The following is a 20457-nucleotide window of genomic DNA, read 5'->3' as shown; positions in this document are numbered from 1 at the left end:
ACATGGCGCAATGAGCAACATAGTTTACTCCCACAGAATGGCAGCTAAAAATGAAACTCTCGCTGATGCTGCTTGAGCCACTGTTTGGCCTGCGTCATATACGGGCAATATGAAGACACTAAGTGCCAAAATTGTCGGGAATGATTCAAATGAACCAAGTGGCAAAGCTCGTGAATAATCACATAATCAATGATCTCTGGCGGACACATCATTAATCGACTGTTTAAACTTAATACACCTCGACTAGTGCAGCTTCCCCAGCGTGCTTTGTATTTTTTGATCTGTATATCACAGGGGCTTAGGTTAGTCTCTGCTGACCAATGCGCGAGTTGCTGTGGCAGGTAGTGCTTGGCTTGGGTGAGCAACCAATCATCAAATAACTTGGTAAGTAGTTGATTAAGTTGTGGTGATGACAATGCTAGCTGGCGTTGCGTTAACTTAAAGGCCAGCGAGTGCTCTGCTAATTCGACAGCGGTCGTAAAGCCCGCGTGAACCTCAATGTGTCGCGCTTCACCTAAAAACAGTAACTGTCCGCCAGCTACTATCTGGAATCTGGGAGCTTGACCTTTAGATGCCTGTTGTTCTGCGACCTTTTGCTGTAGCCAATTGGCTTTACTCGCAACAAAGTGATCAACAAATGCTTTGTCGACAAACATCGGCGCTCGAACAATAATCTCCCCTTGTTTTACTTGTAAGCCAATGGTTTTTCGTTTGGCGCTGGGGATAAAAGTATAAGCTAACACCTCTTTTTCGGTGTTATGTAAATTACGCACGACTAGCTTGCTTGAGGCAGTGTCTCATCTTCGCTAGCGGCTGAGCTGCCAGCTTTCGCTTTACTCGTGGTTTTAGCTTTGCCTGATGCTTTTACAGGCGCTGCCTCATCGGTACTAGGCAAAGTTTTTCCCGCAGGCTTCGCTTTTTTAGCTTGTAGTGCAATTAACACTTCTTCTCGACGTTGCGCCAAGAAAATACTCAAATCTTCAATTAGCTGTTCAGAGAGTTCAATTGGTGCGTCTGATAACATGGCAGAAAGGTTATCAGCCATATCCAACATTTTGTCGTATTCATCAGCGGCTTTCTTATCCATAAACGTCTGCACCTCCACGCCATCTCTAATTACCACAAATCGACTTTCAACTGCCATGCGTTTCCCTCATTTACTTAACACTGTGAACACTTTCACAGCAAAACAAAAGACAATAAACTGTATAGATCAACAGTAACACAATTCATCATTTTCACCAACTATTTGTCAATTCCGTGGTACTTGTCATTTAGGCAGCGCCTAGCTTGGCGAGTGAATGTAACTAACTTTGTCAAAAATCACGATTCACATTTAACAATACTCATTTAATTTCAAAAGCTTAGCGATAGATACACTGGTTTTTGCGGTAAAGTTATTTACACCCCGTCGTTAACCATTAACAACTTTTCCAGCAAAAAGCGCCACTATTGAGTTGTACGAACCCAATAGTACAAACCAAGTTGTGCATTAATCATGACAACACATACTGAAAGCTTTTAATGATGACACCTAGGAGGTATCAAATGAGCACTAAAGTCAAAACAAGCGTAGTGGCGTTAGCAACGGGCCTATCGTTAATGTTGGCCAGTGGCGCAAGTAGCGCGATGGACAAACAAGTAGAGCGAGCATTAGTCAAAGTGTGTAAATCTGCGGCAAGCAATAAACCGATCCGCATGAAGGTCGCAATGGACGACTACAATTTAAAAGCACATGACGTGGCTTTAAAAGTGATGTGTAACGGCGATGATATTATCACCTTTGCAGAGAGTCGCGGTGCTTTTAAAACCGCTTCACGTTTGCAAAATAGCATTGGTGGTGTGGAAATAATTGATGTCGCGGCGACTGATAAAATCTACGTTAATTTCGTTGAATAAGTGACTCAAATCATGCCTCTGTTCAGCAAGCGGTGTGTTCAACACAATTCGATATCAATTGAACACACCGTTTCACTTTACTGAGTTACTGAGCAGAACTTTACCGACTCTGGCTAACTCAATTCAGCTTAGTTGCAACTAGTCAACATTAATGAGCACTTCACCTAGTATGTTAACTAAGATATTAAGTGATCAAATAGCTCAATGGTTACTGTTTCCCCTTGTTCTACCCTTCCTTGATCTTGTGCGAGCAAAATAAAACAATTGGCTTTGGCAATACTCGTTAAGATACCTGAGCCCTGCGCGCCCGTGCTTTCAACTTCTACCTCCCCGTTGTCGTTGAGTCGCCAAATACCGCGTTGAAAATCCATTCGACCAGGTGATTTTTTCAAAGTAGTTGCCACTTTCGCTGGCAGTTGAACGCGACTTGGTAGGTCGGCTTGCATCATTTTGTAAAGTGCAGGGACAACGAGCTGATAACAAGTCACCAATGCCGAAACGGGGTTACCCGGCAGCCCAAAGAAAGTACTGTTGGCAAGCTTGCCAAAGGCAAACGGCTTTCCTGGTTTCATGGCAATCTTCCAAAAACCAATTTGCCCAAGCTCTTGTAAAATCTCTTTCGTGTAGTCAGCCTCTCCAACCGACACACCGCCGCTGGAAATAATGATATCAGCCGTTAGATCCGCTTCGTTAAAGGCGGCTCGCAGCTTTTCTTTATCGTCAGGGATGACACCAAAATCAATCAATTTAACTGGTAACTTGCCTAGCATGGCATTCAGAAAGTAGCGGTTACTTTCAAAGATATCGCCATCACCTAGTGGCTCGCCCGGTTGCTTTAGTTCATCACCCGTGGCGATCAAAGCAATAGTCAATGGCTTAAAAACGGCGATTTTGGCGACGCCAATTGATGCCAAGGTGCCAATATCAGCGCTGGTAAGTTGATGACCTTGCGCAAACAACACTTGGTTGACCGCGATATCTTCACCACATCGACGGATATGTTGCCCTTGCCTCGTCGATTGTTTGAGTGTGATATGGCTCGCTTGTTTTTGCAGAGATTGTTCTTGTGGAGGTTGGACAGAGCCGCTTTGCTCAACGCCCGACTTTTCATCACGAGAAAGCTCAACATTTTCTTGCATTTCAACCGTATCACAGCCAGCAGGCACTTTGCCTCCTGTCATGATTCTTACAGCTTGACCGAGCTCAACTTTTCCTTGATAAGGCGCGCCCGCAAACGCGGTACCAGCCAGTGTCAAGGTATGATGTTGCTCAACACTTGCCTGAGCAAAGGCATAACCATCCATTGCTGAGTTGTCATGAGGCGGCACATTGACAGGGCTATGCACTTGCTGGGCGACAATTCGCCCAACCGCTAAAGCAATCGAGACTTCTTCTTGTTGAGAAATTGACGGAAGATTCTCAATGATAAGGGCTTTTGCACGCTCAAATGGCAATAACCCAGGTTGACTAAAACAATCAGTCATGACAAAACCTTATATAAATTTGCACTCATTCAATATACTGCCTTTTCCTTCGAGTTTGAAATCCAGCAGTTAATTGTTATGCTTAGGGGACAATTTAATTCGCCGAGCTTGTTCGCACTAAGTCCCGATTCTTTACTAAGTAAGTTGTTGAGCTTTTACTGAGTTATTTACTGAGTAAGCAGAGTTTAAGAGGATATGGCCAACAAGCCGTGGTTTACTTTTGATAAGCGCGTTTTGCACTTCGCTGTCAAGAAAAGTAAAACCACCAGGGTTAGTCAGGAAACGCGCTAGCCTCCCGCATTTGGAAAGGTGAGATGTTACAAGACTCATTTGGTCGTCGGTTTTATTATCTGCGACTATCAATCACTGACGTGTGCAACTTTCGTTGCCAATACTGTCTGCCCGATGGGTACACTTGCGAGCACGATCGCGACTTCTTAACGCTAGCTGAAATTGAGAAGCTCGCAGCGACTTTTGCTCAGCTGGGGACAGAAAAAATCCGTATCACAGGTGGTGAGCCTTCTCTGCGTAAAGATTTACCCGATATTATTCGCCGCTGTAAGCAAACACCGGGGATCAAGCAAGTTGCCATCACCACCAATGGGTTTAAGCTCCCTGAGCACTTACCCGCTTGGCTTGATGCGGGGCTAGATGCTATCAACATTAGTATCGACAGCCTTGATCCCAAGCAGTTTCAGTTGATCACGGGTCACAACAAATTGGCAACTATTTTAACCGGTATCGATCAAGCACTTGCAGCTCCTCACCTGACCGTAAAAGTGAACACAGTCTTGATGCGCGGTTTTAACGGCGATCACTTAGCGCAATTTTTGGCATGGGTAAAAGACAAACCTGTTTCGCTGCGCTTTATTGAATTAATGCAGACAGGCGACAATGCGACTTTTTTCGATCAACAGCACGTTAGCGGTGACACCATTAAACAAGCACTGCTCAATCAAGGCTGGATGCCAGCATTGAAAGACAAAACCGCAGGGCCTGCACAAGAGTTTTACCATCCAGAATATGCCGGTAAAATCGGGTTAATCATGCCCTATAGCAAAGATTTTTGCGCCAGCTGCAATCGCCTGCGCATCAGCTCATTAGGCAAGTTGCATTTGTGTTTATTTGCCGAGCAAGGCCATGAACTTCGCCATTTACTCGCCAATGAAACAGCAACAGCAATTGCTAGTGAAATCACCGCGTTAATGGCAGACAAAAAAGTGAGCCACTTTTTACAAGATAGGCTGACAGGCGCAACCAAGCACCTCGCTATGTTAGGCGGTTAATGATAATGCTGTTTACGGAGCTAACGAAACAACCCAAGTCAGCGGCACAGGTAAATGGTAATTCAGCCACTAATTTGCGTGACGGCCAGACAAAGTGTATTGGCATATTGCTCGCTGGTGGCCTGTCTTCACGCATGGGGACGAATAAAGCGCAGCTGGTGCGCCCAGCAATTAGCAATGAACATGGCACTAGGTCACAATCTTTCCAAGCACAGTCGATGTTAGCGTTTAGTGCACAGCTGCTGCTCGATGCTGGTGTTGATCAGCTAATCGTTAGTGCTAACGCCAGCCAAGCGGCTCAATTAACGAATGAAATTGGCCAGCTCTTTATTCGCCAGCACTCTATCATTCAAGCAGATACAAGCAGTCAAGCAGGCACAAGCCAAGTCGGAATGGGTGAACCCAAAGTTGTTACTGACTTAACCCCAAAGCTTGGCCCGCTAGGTGGTATTTATAGTGTACTTGAGCAAATCCCGTGTCAGGCGGCCCTGATTCTGCCTGTTGATCTACCCTTGATGACGTCAGATGCCTTGCGCACATTAAAGCAAGCTGGCGAGCTGAATCATCAAGCGACCATGTATCGCCACCACATGTTGCCACTCTATTTGCCCAACAATGGCTACACTGAATTGTTTTTTAAACAACACTTTCGTGCACTTGCCGCAAGCGCATCACAAGCGCCTGTAACTGACAATGGCAAGACAACAAGTCCAATCGAGAAAACCCAAGGGGCATCGATTAAAACCTTGTTATCTCAACTGCCACACCAAAGCATTGAGTGCACTGCCCCAAACCTATTAACGAATACCAATACCCCTGAAGACTGGCAACACGCGCAGTCTCAGCTGTTATCGCCACGCAGGAGTTTTTAATGGCAAAAGCAAGTTTACCTGAGTTTGTTCCACTCAATATCGCCGTATTAACCGTTTCCGATACCCGCACTCAAGAAACCGACACTTCTGGCACTGCGCTAGTTGAGCGCTTAACCTCGGCAGGTCACACACTAGCCGAAAAAGCCATCGTCAAAGATGATGTTTACCAGTTACGTGCTATTGTGTCGAAGTGGATTGCCAGCGACGATGTGCAAGTGGTGATTTCCACGGGCGGTACAGGTTTTACCTCACGTGACAATACACCGGAAGCGTTAATGCCGCTGTTTGATAAGCATATTGAAGGGTTTGGTGAAACTTTTCGTCATATCTCACTCGGCGAAATAGGCACATCAACCGTGCAATCACGAGCACTGGCAGGGATGGCAAATGGCACTGCTATTTTTTGCGTACCCGGTTCAACCAACGCCTGCAAAACTGCTTGGGACAAACTACTGGCAGAGCAATTAGACGCCTGCCACAAGCCGTGTAATTTTGCACCACACCTTAAAAATATCGACGTAAACTGCCATAGCCGAGGTTAATCAATGACAGGCGTTCTTACTCACCTTAACGCACAAGGTGAAGCCAACATGGTTGATGTTACTGATAAAGCCGTTACGCAGCGCCAAGCAACCGCGCAAGGTTATATCCGTATGTCGCCACAAACCTTGACGATGATAACTCAAGGTGAACACAAAAAAGGTGATGTTTTTGCGGTAGCGCGTATTGCGGGCATTCAAGCCGCCAAAAAGTGCGGTGAACTTATTCCACTGTGTCATCCGCTCATGCTCACCAAAGTACAAGTTGATTTTACGCCTGAGCCAGCGCATTCACGTGTCAAAGTAACGAGCTTGTGTAAACTCGCCGGGCAAACAGGCGTTGAAATGGAAGCCTTAACAGCTGTTTCTGTGGCTTGCCTTACGCTGTTTGATATGTGCAAAGCCATTGACCCCGAAATGACCATAGAAGGCATCGCGGTGCTGACAAAGTCAGGTGGGAAAACCGGTAATTGGGAGCGCGCGCAATCATGCTAACTGTGCTATTTTTTGCCCGCTTACGCGAGCAACTGGGGCAGTCACAAGTGACGCTACCACTCACCCAAGCAACTAGTGTCCGCCAAGTCGTTGAGCAGTTAATTGCTGAGCACCCACAATGGCAAAAGCCACTCGCGGCGGCTAATATCTTGGCCGCAGTTAACCAACAGGTGGTTACGCAAGATACGCTTGTGAACAATGGTGATGAACTTGCCTTTTTCCCACCAGTCACAGGAGGCTAGCCTTGAGTAAGCAAGCTAAGCAAGTAATGCAAGCACCGCCATTGACCACCAAAATACAAGTAAACGAAGCCGACTTTGATGCGGGTGATGAAATTGCCTTACTCCAAAGTGACAACCTCGATGATGGTGCAGTGGTAACCTTTACTGGCCGCGTGCGTAAACAAAACGAAGGCCAGCAGGTCACGGGTTTATTTTTAGAGCATTACCCTGCCATGACCGAACGCTCACTTGCCAATATTGTCGAGCAAGCACGTGCAAAATGGCAAATCAACAGAGTGACCGTTATTCACCGTGTTGGCCAGCTTAGTCTAGGCGATAACATTGTTTTTGTCGGCGTAACAAGTGCACATCGCACCGACGCCTTCCACGCCGCAGAGTTTATGATGGATTACCTGAAAGTTGAGGCACCATTTTGGAAAAAAGAAACCCGACACGACGGTGACGTCTGGATTGACGCTCGTCAAAGTGATCAAAAAAAAGCTATTGCTTGGTCTTAGCGCCAACTCTGGCGAGTTTCAACGCAATGGCAACTCTCTGCTTAGTGACAATTATCTGCGTAATGACAACGACCTGTGTAACGGAAAACAAGGCTTTATGGTGATCAAGGCTTTAATTAGTGCATTAGCTCACGCGTCAGCCTCGTTAAAAGCAACTCGTCCCAAACAGCGCACATTAAGTACTAAGCCAACAGCTAGTTTACTGCCAGCAACCGTGCTTGGCGTGATACTACCTTTACTAACGGTATTTGTTGCCACTCACGCCACTGCTCAAACGGTACTCAGGGCTGCGGTTGCCAGTAACTTTACCGCTAGCGCACAACAACTCGCGAAGCCTTTTGAACAAACACACAAGGTAAAAATTCACTGGATAAGTGGCGCCAGCGGCGGCTTGTATCAACAAATTCGCCATGGCGCACCGTTTGATGTTTTCTTCTCTGCCGATAAAGAGCGGCCAGCCAGGTTAGTTAATGAAGGCTTTGTTGATGCGGCCACGTTAGCCCCCTACGCGATAGGTCAATTAGCCATATACAGTGCCAACAACGCGAGTTTGACCGCCAATGATTTAGCAACAAGTGATGTATTATCCAAACCATTTGCAGCCAAACGTATTGCGCTTGCCAACCCTGATACGGCACCTTATGGCAAAGCAGCAAAATCATGGCTGGAAAAACAGGGGCTTTGGCAACATTACCGCACCAAAGTCATTGTTGGCAGCAATGTTAGCCAAACCTTTCAACAAACCCATTCCGGTGCCGTAGATTTTGGTTTTGTTGCCGTTAGCCAACTTATTGCGCACAATATAACAGCAAGCAAAATAACACTTGATGATCAGTATATGCTGAGCCAGTACGCTGGCGTTGTCACTCGTAGTAAGCAACAGGCCCTAGCAAAACAACTCATTGCTTATTTCCGAGCACCTGCGCAACAAAGCAAACTAGAGGCATTAGGCTACTTGCCAGTCACTTTAACTGCTAAAACCTTGCCTGCCCAAACTTTACCTGCTCAGCAAAACAAAGCCAGCACATGGAATTCAACAAAGGAGTTGCCCTAGCGTGAGTGAATACGATTGGCTCGCCACCTACACCACCATCAAACTGGCTGGTATCACCACACTTATCCTGCTGTTAATCGGCACGCCACTAGCTTGGTGGTTAAGTCAATGGCAATCGCGCTGGCGAGCACTCGTTGAAGCCTTGGTGGCACTACCTTTGGTGTTGCCCCCTACGGTTATCGGTTTTTACTTGTTAATCGCCTTTGCCCCAGATGCCCTACCGGGCAAACTTTGGCAAACAATAACAGGCCAGCAACTCGCTTTTAGCTTTTCTGCCATCGTTATCGGCTCTGTTTTTTATTCATTGCCATTTGTGGTACAGCCATTGCAAAAAGCGTTTGAACAAATTGACCCGCATATTCTTGCCAAGGCACGGATGTTAGGCGCTGCTAAACTCGATTTATTCGTTAACGTGATTTTTCCGATCACTAAGGCCAGCTTTATTACCGCCGCAACGCTGGGGTTTGCCCACACCGTCGGGGAATTTGGCGTGGTGTTAATGATAGGTGGCAATATTCCCGATGAAACAAGGGTTTTGTCGATTGCCTTATTTGATCATGTCGAGGCATTTAATTATCAACAAGCGCATTTGCTCGCCTCAGGGCTACTTATCGCCTCGCTGCTAACACTCGCGCTTGTCTATCTGCTCAACAACTACCACGAGCAAAATCAGCAACAAACTAGGAGCAGGAAGTCGGCGCAATGACAGCATTTAAACAGCATAGCACTTGCCATAAATGGGCTAGCTATGAGCGAGCTAGCGATGAATGATTTGCCTGTAACTAAATCGGCACCCAATAATCTAGCGACAAATGAACTAGTCATCAATATTCATGCGCCACTAGCCGAGTTTAACCTTGAGATTAACGAGGTATGGCCACTGTCGGGTGTGATTGGCTTGTTTGGTCATTCTGGCGCAGGCAAATCAACCTTATTGAAAGCCATCGCTGGTTTAGCAACGCCTGCAAGTGGTCGCATAACGTTAGCAGGTAAGCCTTTACTCGACAGTGCCAATGCACTTAATTTACCGAGTGCACAGCGCCGTATTGTGGGGGTATTTCAGCACGATGCCTTGCTGCCACATTTAAGTGTTGAAAAAAACCTTTATTTTGGCCGAAAGCGCTTGTCCTCTGCCACACTCGACGCTAAGCAAATTATTTCACAAGCAGGTTTATTACCGCTGCTTGGGCGAAGCATTAGCCAACTGTCGGGCGGTGAGCGACAAAAAGTCGCGTTAGCGCAAGCGATACTGGCTGAGCCGAGCTTATTGATATTAGATGAACCGGTAACGGCACTCGACCGACAAAACAAACTCAGTATTCTTGGCCTGATCAAATCATTACAACAAAGAACGGGGATGCCAATGCTCTTTGTTAGCCACAGTATTAGTGAACATGAATTTCTATGTGACCAAGTTTATGTGATGGCAAAAGGCGAGATCACGGCCAGTGGCAGCATCAATGACGTCGTCACTAAGCTGACCCAAGATCACGTAATTATTCCCCAAACCGTGCTCACATTAACGCGCACAGAGAAACCACCGCAAAATGGTTTGATCGAACTGACTAGCCCCTCGGGCATTACCCTGTACACCTTAGCTAATCGCTTGGTATTCGAGCAAGGCATTGCTGTTTGCAGTATTCTGGCGAGCGATATCAGTATTTGTACGCTCGCCCCAGATCACAGTTCCATCGTCAATAAGCTGTCTGGCGTGATAACTGATATTCAAGTTAATGAGCAGCAAGCGCTACTCACGGTCAACTGCCAAGGGCAAGATTTTTTTTCGGCGATCACTAGCTATTCACTATTGCAACTGGGCTTAACCGTTAACCAAAGCGTTTATCTACAATTTAAAGCAAGTGCGCTGGTGCAACTTGCACAACAAGGAGACTAATTTGCTATCCCCCGAAGAACACATACGTTATGGCCGCCAAATTATGCTCGAGAGTATTGGCGAGCAAGGGCAGCTGGCATTACAACGCGCCACAGTATTAATTGTCGGTATGGGCGGCTTGGGCTGTCCAGTCAGTCTTTACCTTGCCAGCGCAGGGGTTGGTAAGTTGTTACTATGCGATGGCGATCACATTGAAGCCTCAAATCTGCAGCGCCAAGTGCTCTACACGCCAGCCGATATTAGCAAAAACAAAGCTGAAATTGCCGCAGACAAGCTAGCAGCGCAAAATCCGCTGATAGACGTTGAAGCATTCGATGAAATGTACACGCCAGCATTGGCCGACGAACTGCTGCCTGAAGTTGATCTTGTTATTGACTGTACCGATAGTCTAACAACAAGGTATCTGCTCAATGCCAGTTGCCACAAACACAATATACCTTTGGTAATTGGTGCTGCGACAGGTTTTGACGGCCAAACCATGCTGATTAATCCACCACAAAACAGCGCCTGCTATCAATGTGTTTTTCCGCGAAATACATCTGGTGAGAGCGCCAATAACGAACCGCAAAATTGCCAGACACTGGGCATTTTGGGGCCTGTATTGGCAATAGTGGCGGGGATGCAAAGTTTAACGGCCATTAAGTACCTTACGGGTTTATCAGTCAATACCAACGAACTTGCCCTTTTTGATGGCCAACGCCAGCAATGGCAACACTTTACAGTACAGCCACAAGCCAGCTGTCCGGTATGTCAGCAATAGTGGTTGTACACGCGATGCAAGTTTAAGAGAGCACAGTAAATACGAAAAAAGCCGCGTAAAGCGGCTTTTTTCTGGAATCCTTGTTTTCCATGTTCTCTTGAATCCTATTGATAAGATCCGATGATGGAGTTTTGTAATTAGCGTACTACTTACTCTTTAAAAGCTATTTTAAAAGTGTTGTGTAAACAAAGGGAAGTGTTATTTGAATAACCCCATATTGCGGTCATTCACTGCGGCTCGCCAGCCGCCGAGCCATTCTGATTTGGCATCGATACTTTGGTAAGGACAATTGTCTCGGGGTTTACCACTCAAACCTGCTTGGTAACCATTTGCATGCGCTCTATCTAAACGATCTCGTTTTTGTCTTCTCATAGATCAGTCTCCGTAACTTATTAAAAGTGTTGTGGTTTTATTGACTTTAAAGTGACTAAGCGGTCGGCATTGAAGTTCAGCCGACGTTTCATTTAAGAACAATTATTTGAGGAATGCAATAACAAAAAGTTCATAAAAATGTCACTTTTACTAACTTATCGGAACAAGCCGTTTGCTATGGGATTTCAACAAGTTTAAAAACATTTAATAAAACAATTGCTTAATTCTTAACATTAGCCTTATCACCGCGACTCCCTCGCGTTTAATTTTTTAGCCGGTTTCGTTTACTCGACAATCAGGTATTAATGGATGTGAAAAAATTCATCAAAATGCCATTGCTAATCTCGAACGCTTGCGCTAAAAAACGATCGTCACCTTTATTTTTATTTTTTGAGTATGTTTATGAATGCTACTAGCGTCCCAAAAGATAGCTTTAAAGCTAACCGCAAATTTTACGACGACCGAAATTATCCACGAGGCATGAGTAGAAGTGGCGATTACACGCTACAAGAAGTGCAGATACTAGAAAATCACGGCATTGCATTGCGTGAATTAGCCGATGGTTCCAGAGCACCGGTTTCGGAGGCTGAACAACGTTTTATCGACGTTTGCCAAGGCCAAGCCAGCCCAGAAAGCAAAATCGAGAAGGCTTGGCTTAAATACCAAAACAAGGTGCTATCCCCTAAGCAATTTCACACCTTATTCGGTCGCACTAAGGTCGAGGCCAGTGACGAAAGCACAGAAACGGAGTCAATTGACTTAGACGGTGACTAACCTCAGGTTTGGATAATAAATAGTGAATAATAAACTAATTCAAATACTTATGTTTTTCGTTATCTTCTAGCGAGAAATTTTTGCTGATATCAAGGCAAATTTGCGCGTCAATAGCTAGCCTATTGCAAGTAAATTTAACGCTGGTAGCAGTAAAAATAGCCGCTAGAAGCCATTAGTTATCCAAAGCTGAGGTTGAAGCGTGTTAAAGTCACTCACTGGTTAACAGTGGCTTTAACATGCCCTCTAAGCCATTGAGCTTAATTTCGTAAACCAATGCCAGTTGCTCACCTAACTTCCCTTCTGGAAAACCATTGGCTTTAAACCACACTAAATACGGTTCAGGTAGTTGCAGTAACTTACGCCCAGCATACTTACCAAACGGCATCACTTGATTGATGGCACTGATTAACGCCTGCTTGTCATCTAACATATCGCGAGTACCTACCTTTACGCTGCTGCTTTTTACTCAATGCCAAGTTCCATTACCAAGTGTCATTGGCTTCCAGTAATTATTGATTAGCGGCAAGTTTACGCCCTCCCATTCTTGGATGCTAGCATTCTAGTTTGCATTTGGCGTGTCACAAAAAATTCACGAAGTTACGCAACTACTTGTATTGACGCCAGTAAGTACCTATCAGACCACTTTCAACTGGTTAACCATGCAATAAAAGTGTCATCTGCGCTTTCTATACTCGCCTCGACTTCAGTATTTACATGTTCAAGGAATTTATATGTCAATTATTCGCAAGCGGAGTGCAGCGCACAAAGCCTATATCCCGACAAATGCTAGAAACAATCATTACTTGCTTGCAGAATTTCCCCTGACTGACCGCATTGTCAACGCATTTTGCAGTCAGCCAAGTCAATCAGACAGCCCTTACGAGACTTTGTATCAATCACTGAGTAATAAACTCTTTGAGCTAAGCCAGTCATTCGAGATCAATAACTGCTTGTTGATTGCCAACGACAAATTAGCACGCGTGCGCTACTCACAAGAAATGCATCAATGGCAAACCAACCAACAAATCTTGTTTTATTACAATCCCAGTTATCATCAATTACAGAAATCATTTTTTGATGCCAACTACCGCGCGGAAAAAATAACCTTATTGTTTTTAGCGACAGGCACTGAGCTGCGCGTTAACGCCGCCAGCTTTCACGCTAAGGTCAGCCAGTTACTGCAAGAATTTAAACGAAGTTTAGGTCAAGGCTTGGATATAGGAACATTCAATTTTCGACTGCGCGATCATCAGCATTTGACCTACGATTTATTTGCGCGACAAAAAACGGGCAACGACTCTAAGGCTCATAAATTGCGGACGATCAAAGTGCGCTATGCCAGCCAGAATGTTGAATTGCCATCGTCACAGCGACAAATGACCTACGCAACGATTAATATCCCCGTCAAGCCTGACTTGGTCAGCTTAGCGGAGATTGACCACAGTTCTGACGATCCGTACAACCCACTTTATACGTTAGTCACCGATGCTTTCTCAAGAGCAGCCAAACGCTTTAATCTGAACAACGGTGCGCTAATCGCCAACGGCCTGATCCCAATAGTGAGACACAATGAACACGAAACCGTTTCTCGTATTGGAGAGCTGCAAATGCTCGGTTACAACCCTGAGCAATCACCTTGCGGCTTGATCAGTAAATGGGATGCCCGCCACCTTGTCGACAATATTCAATTGGTGTTGGTCGCCACTAAAGACAACCAAACCGATTCAGCACACGCAAAATTTCTCAACCAGATTGAGCAAGCCATTAAGCAAATGGCACAAGAGCTGTCGCTAACTCCTGAGCAAGACGAGGTGATCGTGCGCTTCCATCAGCACATTGCCTACAACCTAACGGCTGAGCTAAGTTGAATTGAGTTGTTATAAATCGCGCAGGCAGTCAGCACAAGCAAAAAAACATCTAGACGTCTAAACATCTGTAGTGTATCTTAGCGATATCTTTAGGTGTTTAGGACGTTAATCGTGACGACAAACTTTCAACAAACCACATTAGCCGGTGGTTGCTTTTGGTGTATTGAAGCAGCTTTCAATCAACTAGTAGGTATTGAGCAAGCAGTATCTGGCTACATGGGCGGCACGGAAGCAACAGCCGATTACAAAACTGTCTGTGAAGGTCATACCGATCATGCAGAAGTTGTACAACTCACCTTTGACCCTGAGTTAATTAGCTATCGTGAAATTTTAGAAATTTTCTTTGCGCTGCACGATCCAACGCAATTGAATCGTCAAGGAAACGATATCGGTCGCCAATACCGATCAGCCATTTTTTATCACAACGATGAGCAGCAACAAGCGGCGCAGGCGATTATTGACGAAATTAATGAAGATGCGATTTGGCCTGATCCTGTGGTCACAGAAGTCAACGCACAAATGCCGTTTTACAGCGGTGAGGCATATCATCAGGGCTACTTTAATGCCAACCCTGAAAATCAATACTGCCAAGCGGTTGTCTCGCCTAAGCTGGCTAAGTTTAAAAAGACATTTGCCAGTAAATTAAAGTAACGCCCGTTATTGCGAGTAGCCACAGCATTGGCTTATTAATGTAATGAGTCAACATGGCAAAGCACAGCGCTTATTTAAAGTGCTTACTTAGTGTGACAAGTCAGGAAAACAAAAGCCCCAGTGCGTTATAGACACTGGGGCTTTTTAGGATTTAGCTGCTAATTTTTTAAGTTAGCTGTTATCTTGCTCTGGCTCACCAATAATATCTTGCGTACGCAATTCAAAATCACTGGCATCGTGGCGCTCGTGAAGCTGCTCGTTAGGCTCCCCCCAAGCGCGGTTAACCATTCGGCCACGCTGCACTGCTGGTCGCTCAGCAACTTGGTTTGCCCAGCGCACCACATGGCGGTAGGCATTCACATCTAAAAACTCAGCAGCTTCATAGAGGCCACCTTGCACCAATACACCATACCAAGGCCAAATTGCCATATCTGCAATCGTGTATTGCTCACCGCAAATATAGGTGTTGTCAGCCAAGCGCTTATCTAACACGTCAAGCTGGCGTTTCACTTCCATGGTAAAGCGGTTGATCGGGTACTCAAACTTCTCAGGGGCATACGCATAGAAATGACCAAAGCCGCCACCTAAATACGGTGCGCTGCCCATTTGCCACATTAGCCAAGAAAAACACTCGGCACGAACTGACGGCTCAGTGGGAATAAATGCACCAAATTTTTCAGCGAGGTAGACTAAAATAGCACCCGACTCAAATACTGGTACTGGCGTATCGCCAGAGTTATCGTAAAGCGCCGGAATTTTTGAATTTGGGTTAATATCGACAAAACCAGAGCTAAATTGCTCACCTTCCATAATGTTAATCATGTAAGCATCGTATTCAGCACCAGTAATACCTGCAGCCAATAGCTCCTCCAGCATAATCGTCACTTTTACGCCATTTGGTGTCGCTAGTGAATGTAGTTGCAGAGGATGCTGGCCAACAGGCAGTGCTTGTTCATGTGTCGCACCAGAAATAGGACGGTTGATATTGGCAAATTTACCACCGCTTTCGCTATCCCAAGTCCAAACCTTAGGGGGTTCATAAGGTTTATCTGACATTGTCTAACTCCTGAATTTGTATTTTTTACTGATTGGTATGGTTTAAACCCTATTTAACCATAAGTTGCTAGCCAAGTGGCAATGTTAAATGACGTTGCTCCGATTAAGCTAAAAACAAACCCGATTGCGACCTGTGCGTTTGGCCTGATATAAGCACACATCGGCACGGTCAATAAACTGCGAGACCTGCTCGTGACCGCGAGCTTGCGCAACGCCTGCACTGACAGTGCGGTTTTTAATACAGGCAATGGGGGCCAACGCGATTGCTTTTCTGATTTTTTCCGCCACTTGTATTGCTCCCGTCATATCTGTTTCCGGACAAATAACTAAGAATTCTTCCCCGCCCCAACGCCCAGCGATATCCACTTCGCGAATATGAGTGGCAATAAGTTCAGCCAGAGCTTGTAAAACCTTATCGCCCGCTTGATGACCGAGTTCATCGTTGATTTCTTTAAAGTGATCTACGTCAATCATGATAATACTGCTACATTTTTGATATCGGCGAACACGGGTTAGTTCGCTGTCTATCGCTTCATTTAGCTTAAAGCGATTATACAACCCCGTTAATGGATCGGTTATTGCCCTGCGCTCTTGTTGCAATCGTTTAGCCGTTTCTTCTTGTACTTGTTGCTCTAACTGGTATCGCAATTTCGACAACTCTGTCACATCAGTAGAAAAGCCGATGTAACGATTCACCTCTTGGTTATCGTCAAAAAGTGGAATTTTAGTTGACCAGTAATACCTATCATCACCTTGGTCATCGACAATGTGCTCTTCACCCACTTGCTTTTCACCAGTAGCAAACAATTGGGCGTCCATGTGATTAAAGTTTGATGCTTGATCTGCAGGCAATAGATCTTCGACACGACAACCAATAAGCTCGCCCATGCTTTTGCTGAAGAGTTCGAGTGTCTTTGCGTTGGCATAGAGAAAGCGATAGTCAGTGTCTTTCATATAAACGAATGCATCGATATTAGACAATATACTGTCAAGCAACTTGTTGTTTTGCTGCACTTCCAACTCCATGAGCTTGCGCTCAGTGATATCCGTTGCAACACCGTACATACCAATGATGTTTCCCGAGGCATCTTTTAACGGCTTTTTAACCGAAAGATAAAAGCGCACATCACCCGTATCAGCGATAACGTTTCGCTCTTCAGCTGCAATCGTTTTTCCGTGCTCGAGCACTTGTTCATCGTTTTTCCTAATATCGTCTGACTGCTCAAGCGAAAAAAGGTGATGGTCATCGTAGCCAACAATTTCATCAACAGGCCGCTGAAACATGTCACAAACCAATTGATTAACATAGGTGTAGCAACCGTTAATGTCTTTAATAAAGACATAGGCGCCGATATTGTCGAGCACCAATTTCATTACATCGAGCTGCACAAGCGGATGCTGTGCGCTGGAGTCTACTTTGCTATCCATAAAGACCAATACCTTTAATTGTCGCAACATTGCGTCGCTTTATTATTATCAAATCAGGTGGTGGCTAGCGGCTGTACAATAACCGCGCTTCATTAGCACAATATTAACTATAGGCGAGATCTAACGATTGCTACAATTAAGCGATTGTCGGCCGATACTGTTTTACACTTTAGCTGTTTAGCTTTCAATTAGAGTCATTTAGTGCTCAATTTTTAGTGTTCAAGTAAACTTGCATAAAGCAACAATCGTTTCTGCGCTTGGCCGAATACTTCACGAGTGTCTTGCCATTGCGTCCCATTACCGGCGTAAGTAAAGGGGTAGCAGGTAATCAACACCAACCCAAGTTGATCTGGCCGAATGTTCAAGACACTGTGCTGCGGCACAATGTCATGTGCACTCACGCGATACCTAAGTTCATTACCATTTGCTGTGCTCAGCAATATTTCATCCCCCAACTGGACATCGGCAAGTAAAGCAAAGTGGCTGTCTTGATGACCCGCGATGGCGATAAGTGATGTGCTTTCGAGCCGATTAAAAGGGGCGACAGCGGCAGCGGAAAATGCCAGTGCAGTATTGTCGGCATGGCTTAGTACCGTTACTTTTTGCTCTAAACGCGTAAAATGTAATTGCGCAACTGCCGAGGTATCAGCCCAAGGCCATGGCTTTAAAGCTTGCCCCGTCGCCCGGTAATGTTGCCAGCTATAAGTAATTAGTTCGTGTGCTAGCCAAGCTTTCACAGGCAGCCAAAGTGCGCACATTGCCATCACGACGCTAGCAATCAGTGCACTCATGCTCAAGCCCTTGAGCAATTGCTGAACAGATAAATGATATTTTTTCACTTATCTGTGCTCGGCTTGTCTGTGCTCGACTTACCCATGTTCGGCTTGTCTGAGAGTCGCTCATCAATTGCCAGCTGGCTGTCACTATCAATATGGCTAACTCGCTGACGACCAACGGCAATGCGCTTTAATATCACAGCGCCGGACGATAGATAAGTTAACACAACACCTATTGCGGCAAGCGCTGCTGCCAACCAGAGTTGCTGAGCCCAGCCCAGTGATGTTTGCGGCAACATGAGTTGTAGGCTTTCTTGTGCCATCGTATTGCTTTTTGCCAGTCTGTCTATCAGACCATCTTTACCAGCGAGTTCAGGCGTTGAAAGCGGCTCGGGCGGTGATTTTTCGACAGCGATCAAACTGGTATAAGGAGATAAAATCTGATGCGCGAGTGAGGTGCTTGTCACCGCTTGTTTAACACTTGCTTGGGACTCGCCGGTAGCCAGGCCGTCAAGTAAGTCCGCTATTTTTCTGCGCGCCCAAAGCTTGGCTGCGCCATAGGTGTTGTCAGTATTTGATTGTACATCGTGATCAACAACCACAGAGCGATACCAGTTTGTCGTGGCCATTTTACCGCTGATTTCAAAACTGTTAATTGGCAATGAAGACTTGATCGCCACTTGCAGCGGCTGCTCAGCATGAAGGTCTGGTAAACGTTTGGGGTACATCTCAATATCAGATTGGACAGCGTTATCAAAGGACAAGCGCAAATTCGTTAACTGAGGTTTACTGATGCTATCCAATAGCGCCGTCATTTTTGTTAGCACATCTTGCTGTCGTTGTATAAAGATATAATGGCCTCGCCCAAACTGCGCCGCCTTTTTCATAAAATAACCATTGGGAGCGGCGCCAATACCCACCGTGTACAAGCGATAATTTTGCTGACTTTGCGCCAAGAGCTGCATTAACTGCAACTCATTAGTGACCGCGCCATCGGTGATAAACACAATCTGCCTAATCGCATCAACCTGCTGGGCGCTACTGCGGCGCATCACCAATGCTTGACTTAGCGGCTGATACATTTCAGTTCCGCCATCGGCACTCAGTTGACGCACAAAGTGTTGCGCTTTCGCTATATTACTTGCACTGGCCATCTCTGTTTGGCTAAACAAACGGCTGACGTTGCTGTCGAAGGCCAGCACATTGAAGCTATCGTCAGCATTAAGCTCAAGTAATGCATGCGCCAAGCTTTTCTTGGCTTGAGCCATGGAAGGCCCTTGCATTGAGCCGGAAGTGTCAATGATAAAAATCATATCGCGAGCAAGCTGCTGAATCGGTTTGCTGTTTTCGGCATGAATATGCTCTTGAGCATTTCGTTCAGCATTGGGCGGGTACAGCGTGAGTAAGGTGTAATAGTCCTCCCCGAGTTGTTCATGATAGCTCGCCAATTGCGGTGTGCTCGCATTGGCAATTTGCCACTGCAACTGAAAACTGCGATCGGCGGGGACATTACCGTCGGTTAATTTCACTTGATATTGCCCATGCGCGAATTGCCGGGTCGAAATTTGGTGACTTTCACTGGTAACATGGCTAAGCGTTACCCCAGCATCTAACAAGACGTCGATAGTTAATTTACTGTCAATTTGCCCACTCGCCTCCTGTGTGGGCTGCGTTAACTGATGTGCCTTTTCATTTGCTGATGATGATGCTGAACATGCAGGCTCACCATTGCACAAAACTGCTAGCGGTTGGTATCGCTTTGTCATCGCACTCGGTAGCCGTAAGCTGTAGCGCTGATTGTGAACCGTTACCGGCATCATTAACCGCACGGTAATAACCACCGCTGCGCCCGCAGGCACATTTGCCAACTCGTTAGTAAATAAATTCGGGCGCTTTTGATTGACCAAGCTCACCTTTTTTCCCGAAGCCTTTGCTTGATTAAACAATTTACGCGCTTGCGGCTTGGCCATAATTTTGCCCTCAATTTCTCGCGCGCCAACCTGCATATGCAAGTAGTGAATAGCCCCCTCTTCTGGCAATGGAAACTGATATTGGCCATCCAAGGTAACACTGTGAGGGTTAATAAATAACTGACGATACTCTGCATAGGCAATAAGCCCTTGCACTTTGACTTTGATACTCGTATCGACGGGCGTTGCAAAACGCAACTGAGGATCTGGATGATTGAAAACCAAAGTCGGGCTCAACAAGTACGGATTTACTGTCGATCTTGTCTTCGATCCTATATTCGAGCTTAAACTTGACTCAGCGGCCATCGACTGACGGGCATAGAGGATAGCCAAGAAAGTAACAACAGCGATTACCGTCGCTATAAACAGCTGCTTTAAGCGTTTTTTTCTGCGCTGTCGCCGCGCATTCGCATAAAAAAAAGAGGCATTGGGTTGTATGTAATCTCTTGATTTACCAGTAAACACAGGCTTTCACTCCACGTTGAACGTTATCCCCTCAGTTCAACACAGTAATCTGGGGAGCGAGTTGCCAAATTCTGG

Annotated in this window: 23 protein-coding genes and 1 riboswitch; of the genes, 14 read left to right on the top strand and 9 right to left on the bottom strand. The window is 45.7% G+C overall.

The annotated features are described in order from the left end of the window. Positions 1–44: 44 nt before the first annotated feature. Together DXX93_RS04020 and DXX93_RS04015 are read right to left on the bottom strand one after the other, a co-directional pair. The gene (locus DXX93_RS04020; protein WP_116006933.1) at positions 45–773 is read right to left on the bottom strand and encodes a M48 family metallopeptidase; all 729 of its coding nucleotides are present in this window, start codon (positions 771–773) and stop codon (positions 45–47) included. A gap of 2 nt (positions 774–775) precedes the next feature. After that, the gene (locus tag DXX93_RS04015; RefSeq protein ID WP_116006932.1) at positions 776–1144 is read right to left on the bottom strand and encodes a YebG family protein; all 369 of its coding nucleotides are present in this window, start codon (positions 1142–1144) and stop codon (positions 776–778) included. A gap of 404 nt (positions 1145–1548) precedes the next feature. Between DXX93_RS04015 and DXX93_RS04010 the strand changes: the two genes are divergently transcribed. After that, positions 1549–1899 carry a DUF3718 domain-containing protein gene (locus tag DXX93_RS04010; protein ID WP_116006931.1) on the top strand — a complete coding sequence of 117 codons (351 nt, stop codon included), beginning with the start codon at positions 1549–1551 and terminating at the stop codon, positions 1897–1899. 176 nt (positions 1900–2075) lie between these two features. Here DXX93_RS04010 and moeA read toward each other — a convergent pair whose 3' ends face one another. After that, positions 2076–3383 carry a molybdopterin molybdotransferase MoeA gene (moeA, locus tag DXX93_RS04005; RefSeq protein WP_116006930.1) on the bottom strand — a complete coding sequence of 436 codons (1308 nt, stop codon included), beginning with the start codon at positions 3381–3383 and terminating at the stop codon, positions 2076–2078. Positions 3384–3471: 88 nt separating this feature from the next. Continuing rightward, a riboswitch (molybdenum cofactor riboswitch) is annotated at positions 3472–3711 on the top strand. On the opposite strand from moeA, the gene moaA reads away from it, so the two are divergent. The 10 genes from moaA to DXX93_RS03955 all read left to right on the top strand — a co-directional run bounded on the left by moaA (position 3698) and on the right by DXX93_RS03955 (position 11022). Continuing rightward, positions 3698–4669, top strand: coding sequence for a GTP 3',8-cyclase MoaA (gene moaA / locus DXX93_RS04000; RefSeq protein WP_116006929.1), 972 nt, complete (start codon positions 3698–3700; stop codon positions 4667–4669). It overlaps the preceding riboswitch by 14 nt. Beyond that, positions 4669–5541, top strand: coding sequence for a molybdenum cofactor guanylyltransferase (gene mobA / locus DXX93_RS03995; protein ID WP_116006928.1), 873 nt, complete (start codon positions 4669–4671; stop codon positions 5539–5541). The genes moaA and mobA overlap by 1 nt, the downstream gene beginning before the upstream one ends. Beyond that, on the top strand, positions 5541–6083 hold the full coding sequence (gene moaB / locus DXX93_RS03990; RefSeq protein WP_116006927.1) for a molybdenum cofactor biosynthesis protein B: 543 nt from the start codon (positions 5541–5543) through the stop codon (positions 6081–6083). The genes mobA and moaB overlap by 1 nt, the downstream gene beginning before the upstream one ends. Positions 6084–6086: 3 nt before the next feature. Continuing rightward, complete coding sequence (gene moaC, locus DXX93_RS03985) at positions 6087–6575, top strand: cyclic pyranopterin monophosphate synthase MoaC (protein WP_116006926.1); 489 nt, start codon at positions 6087–6089, stop codon at positions 6573–6575. After that, a complete protein-coding gene (gene moaD, locus DXX93_RS03980) occupies positions 6569–6817 on the top strand; it encodes a molybdopterin converting factor subunit 1 (protein WP_116006925.1) in 249 nt (82 codons plus the stop codon). Before moaC ends, moaD begins: the two co-directional genes overlap by 7 nt. 26 nt (positions 6818–6843) lie before the next feature. Continuing rightward, positions 6844–7314, top strand: coding sequence for a molybdopterin synthase catalytic subunit MoaE (moaE, locus tag DXX93_RS03975; RefSeq protein ID WP_116009825.1), 471 nt, complete (start codon positions 6844–6846; stop codon positions 7312–7314). Beyond that, a complete protein-coding gene (modA, locus tag DXX93_RS03970; protein ID WP_116006924.1) occupies positions 7268–8368 on the top strand; it encodes a molybdate ABC transporter substrate-binding protein in 1101 nt (366 codons plus the stop codon). Before moaE ends, modA begins: the two co-directional genes overlap by 47 nt. A 1-nt stretch (position 8369) precedes the next feature. Continuing rightward, positions 8370–9074 (top strand): molybdate ABC transporter permease subunit, encoded by a 705-nt coding sequence (gene modB, locus DXX93_RS03965; protein ID WP_116006923.1) that lies wholly within the window; start codon positions 8370–8372, stop codon positions 9072–9074. A 42-nt stretch (positions 9075–9116) separates the two neighbouring features. Next, positions 9117–10262: a molybdenum ABC transporter ATP-binding protein gene (locus DXX93_RS03960; protein WP_116006922.1), complete on the top strand. Its 1146-nt coding sequence runs from the start codon at positions 9117–9119 to the stop codon at positions 10260–10262. A 1-nt stretch (position 10263) separates the two neighbouring features. Beyond that, entirely contained in the window at positions 10264–11022 is a 759-nt protein-coding gene (locus DXX93_RS03955) for a HesA/MoeB/ThiF family protein (RefSeq protein ID WP_116006921.1), read from the top strand. Positions 11023–11220: 198 nt separating this feature from the next. Here DXX93_RS03955 and rmf read toward each other — a convergent pair whose 3' ends face one another. Next, positions 11221–11394: a ribosome modulation factor gene (gene rmf, locus DXX93_RS03950; RefSeq protein WP_116006920.1), complete on the bottom strand. Its 174-nt coding sequence runs from the start codon at positions 11392–11394 to the stop codon at positions 11221–11223. 402 nt (positions 11395–11796) lie between these two features. Here rmf and maoP point away from each other — a divergent pair, with 402 nt between their 5' ends. Then, positions 11797–12168, top strand: coding sequence for a DUF413 domain-containing protein (maoP, locus tag DXX93_RS03945; protein WP_181902134.1), 372 nt, complete (start codon positions 11797–11799; stop codon positions 12166–12168). 208 nt (positions 12169–12376) lie between these two features. Here maoP and DXX93_RS03940 read toward each other — a convergent pair whose 3' ends face one another. Further along, the gene (locus DXX93_RS03940; RefSeq protein ID WP_116006918.1) at positions 12377–12598 is read right to left on the bottom strand and encodes a DUF3820 family protein; all 222 of its coding nucleotides are present in this window, start codon (positions 12596–12598) and stop codon (positions 12377–12379) included. 301 nt (positions 12599–12899) lie between these two features. On the opposite strand from DXX93_RS03940, the gene DXX93_RS03935 reads away from it, so the two are divergent. Beyond that, a complete protein-coding gene (locus DXX93_RS03935; protein ID WP_116006917.1) occupies positions 12900–14036 on the top strand; it encodes a DUF3083 family protein in 1137 nt (378 codons plus the stop codon). Between the two features lie 111 nt (positions 14037–14147). Further along, positions 14148–14687 carry a peptide-methionine (S)-S-oxide reductase MsrA gene (gene msrA, locus DXX93_RS03930; RefSeq protein ID WP_116006916.1) on the top strand — a complete coding sequence of 180 codons (540 nt, stop codon included), beginning with the start codon at positions 14148–14150 and terminating at the stop codon, positions 14685–14687. 171 nt (positions 14688–14858) lie between these two features. On the opposite strand, the gene yghU is transcribed toward msrA, so the two are convergent. From yghU to DXX93_RS03910, 4 genes are all read right to left on the bottom strand, one after another. Continuing rightward, positions 14859–15743, bottom strand: a complete 885-nt coding sequence (gene yghU / locus DXX93_RS03925) for a glutathione-dependent disulfide-bond oxidoreductase (protein ID WP_116006915.1) — start codon at positions 15741–15743, stop codon at positions 14859–14861. Between the two features lie 108 nt (positions 15744–15851). Beyond that, positions 15852–17171, bottom strand: a complete 1320-nt coding sequence (locus tag DXX93_RS03920) for a sensor domain-containing diguanylate cyclase (RefSeq protein WP_181902133.1) — start codon at positions 17169–17171, stop codon at positions 15852–15854. A 212-nt stretch (positions 17172–17383) separates the two neighbouring features. Then, a complete protein-coding gene (locus DXX93_RS03915) occupies positions 17384–18010 on the bottom strand; it encodes a sortase domain-containing protein (protein WP_116006913.1) in 627 nt (208 codons plus the stop codon). Further along, positions 18007–20382, bottom strand: a complete 2376-nt coding sequence (locus tag DXX93_RS03910) for a marine proteobacterial sortase target protein (protein ID WP_116006912.1) — start codon at positions 20380–20382, stop codon at positions 18007–18009. The genes DXX93_RS03915 and DXX93_RS03910 overlap by 4 nt, the downstream gene beginning before the upstream one ends. Positions 20383–20457: the final 75 nt, after the last annotated feature.

The sequence above is a fragment of the Thalassotalea euphylliae genome (assembly GCF_003390335.1).
GTDB classification, from domain to species: Bacteria; Pseudomonadota; Gammaproteobacteria; order Enterobacterales; family Alteromonadaceae; genus Thalassotalea_F; species Thalassotalea_F euphylliae_B.
Note: the sequence above shows the minus strand (reverse complement) of the source record. Positions and strands in the feature narration are given on the sequence as shown.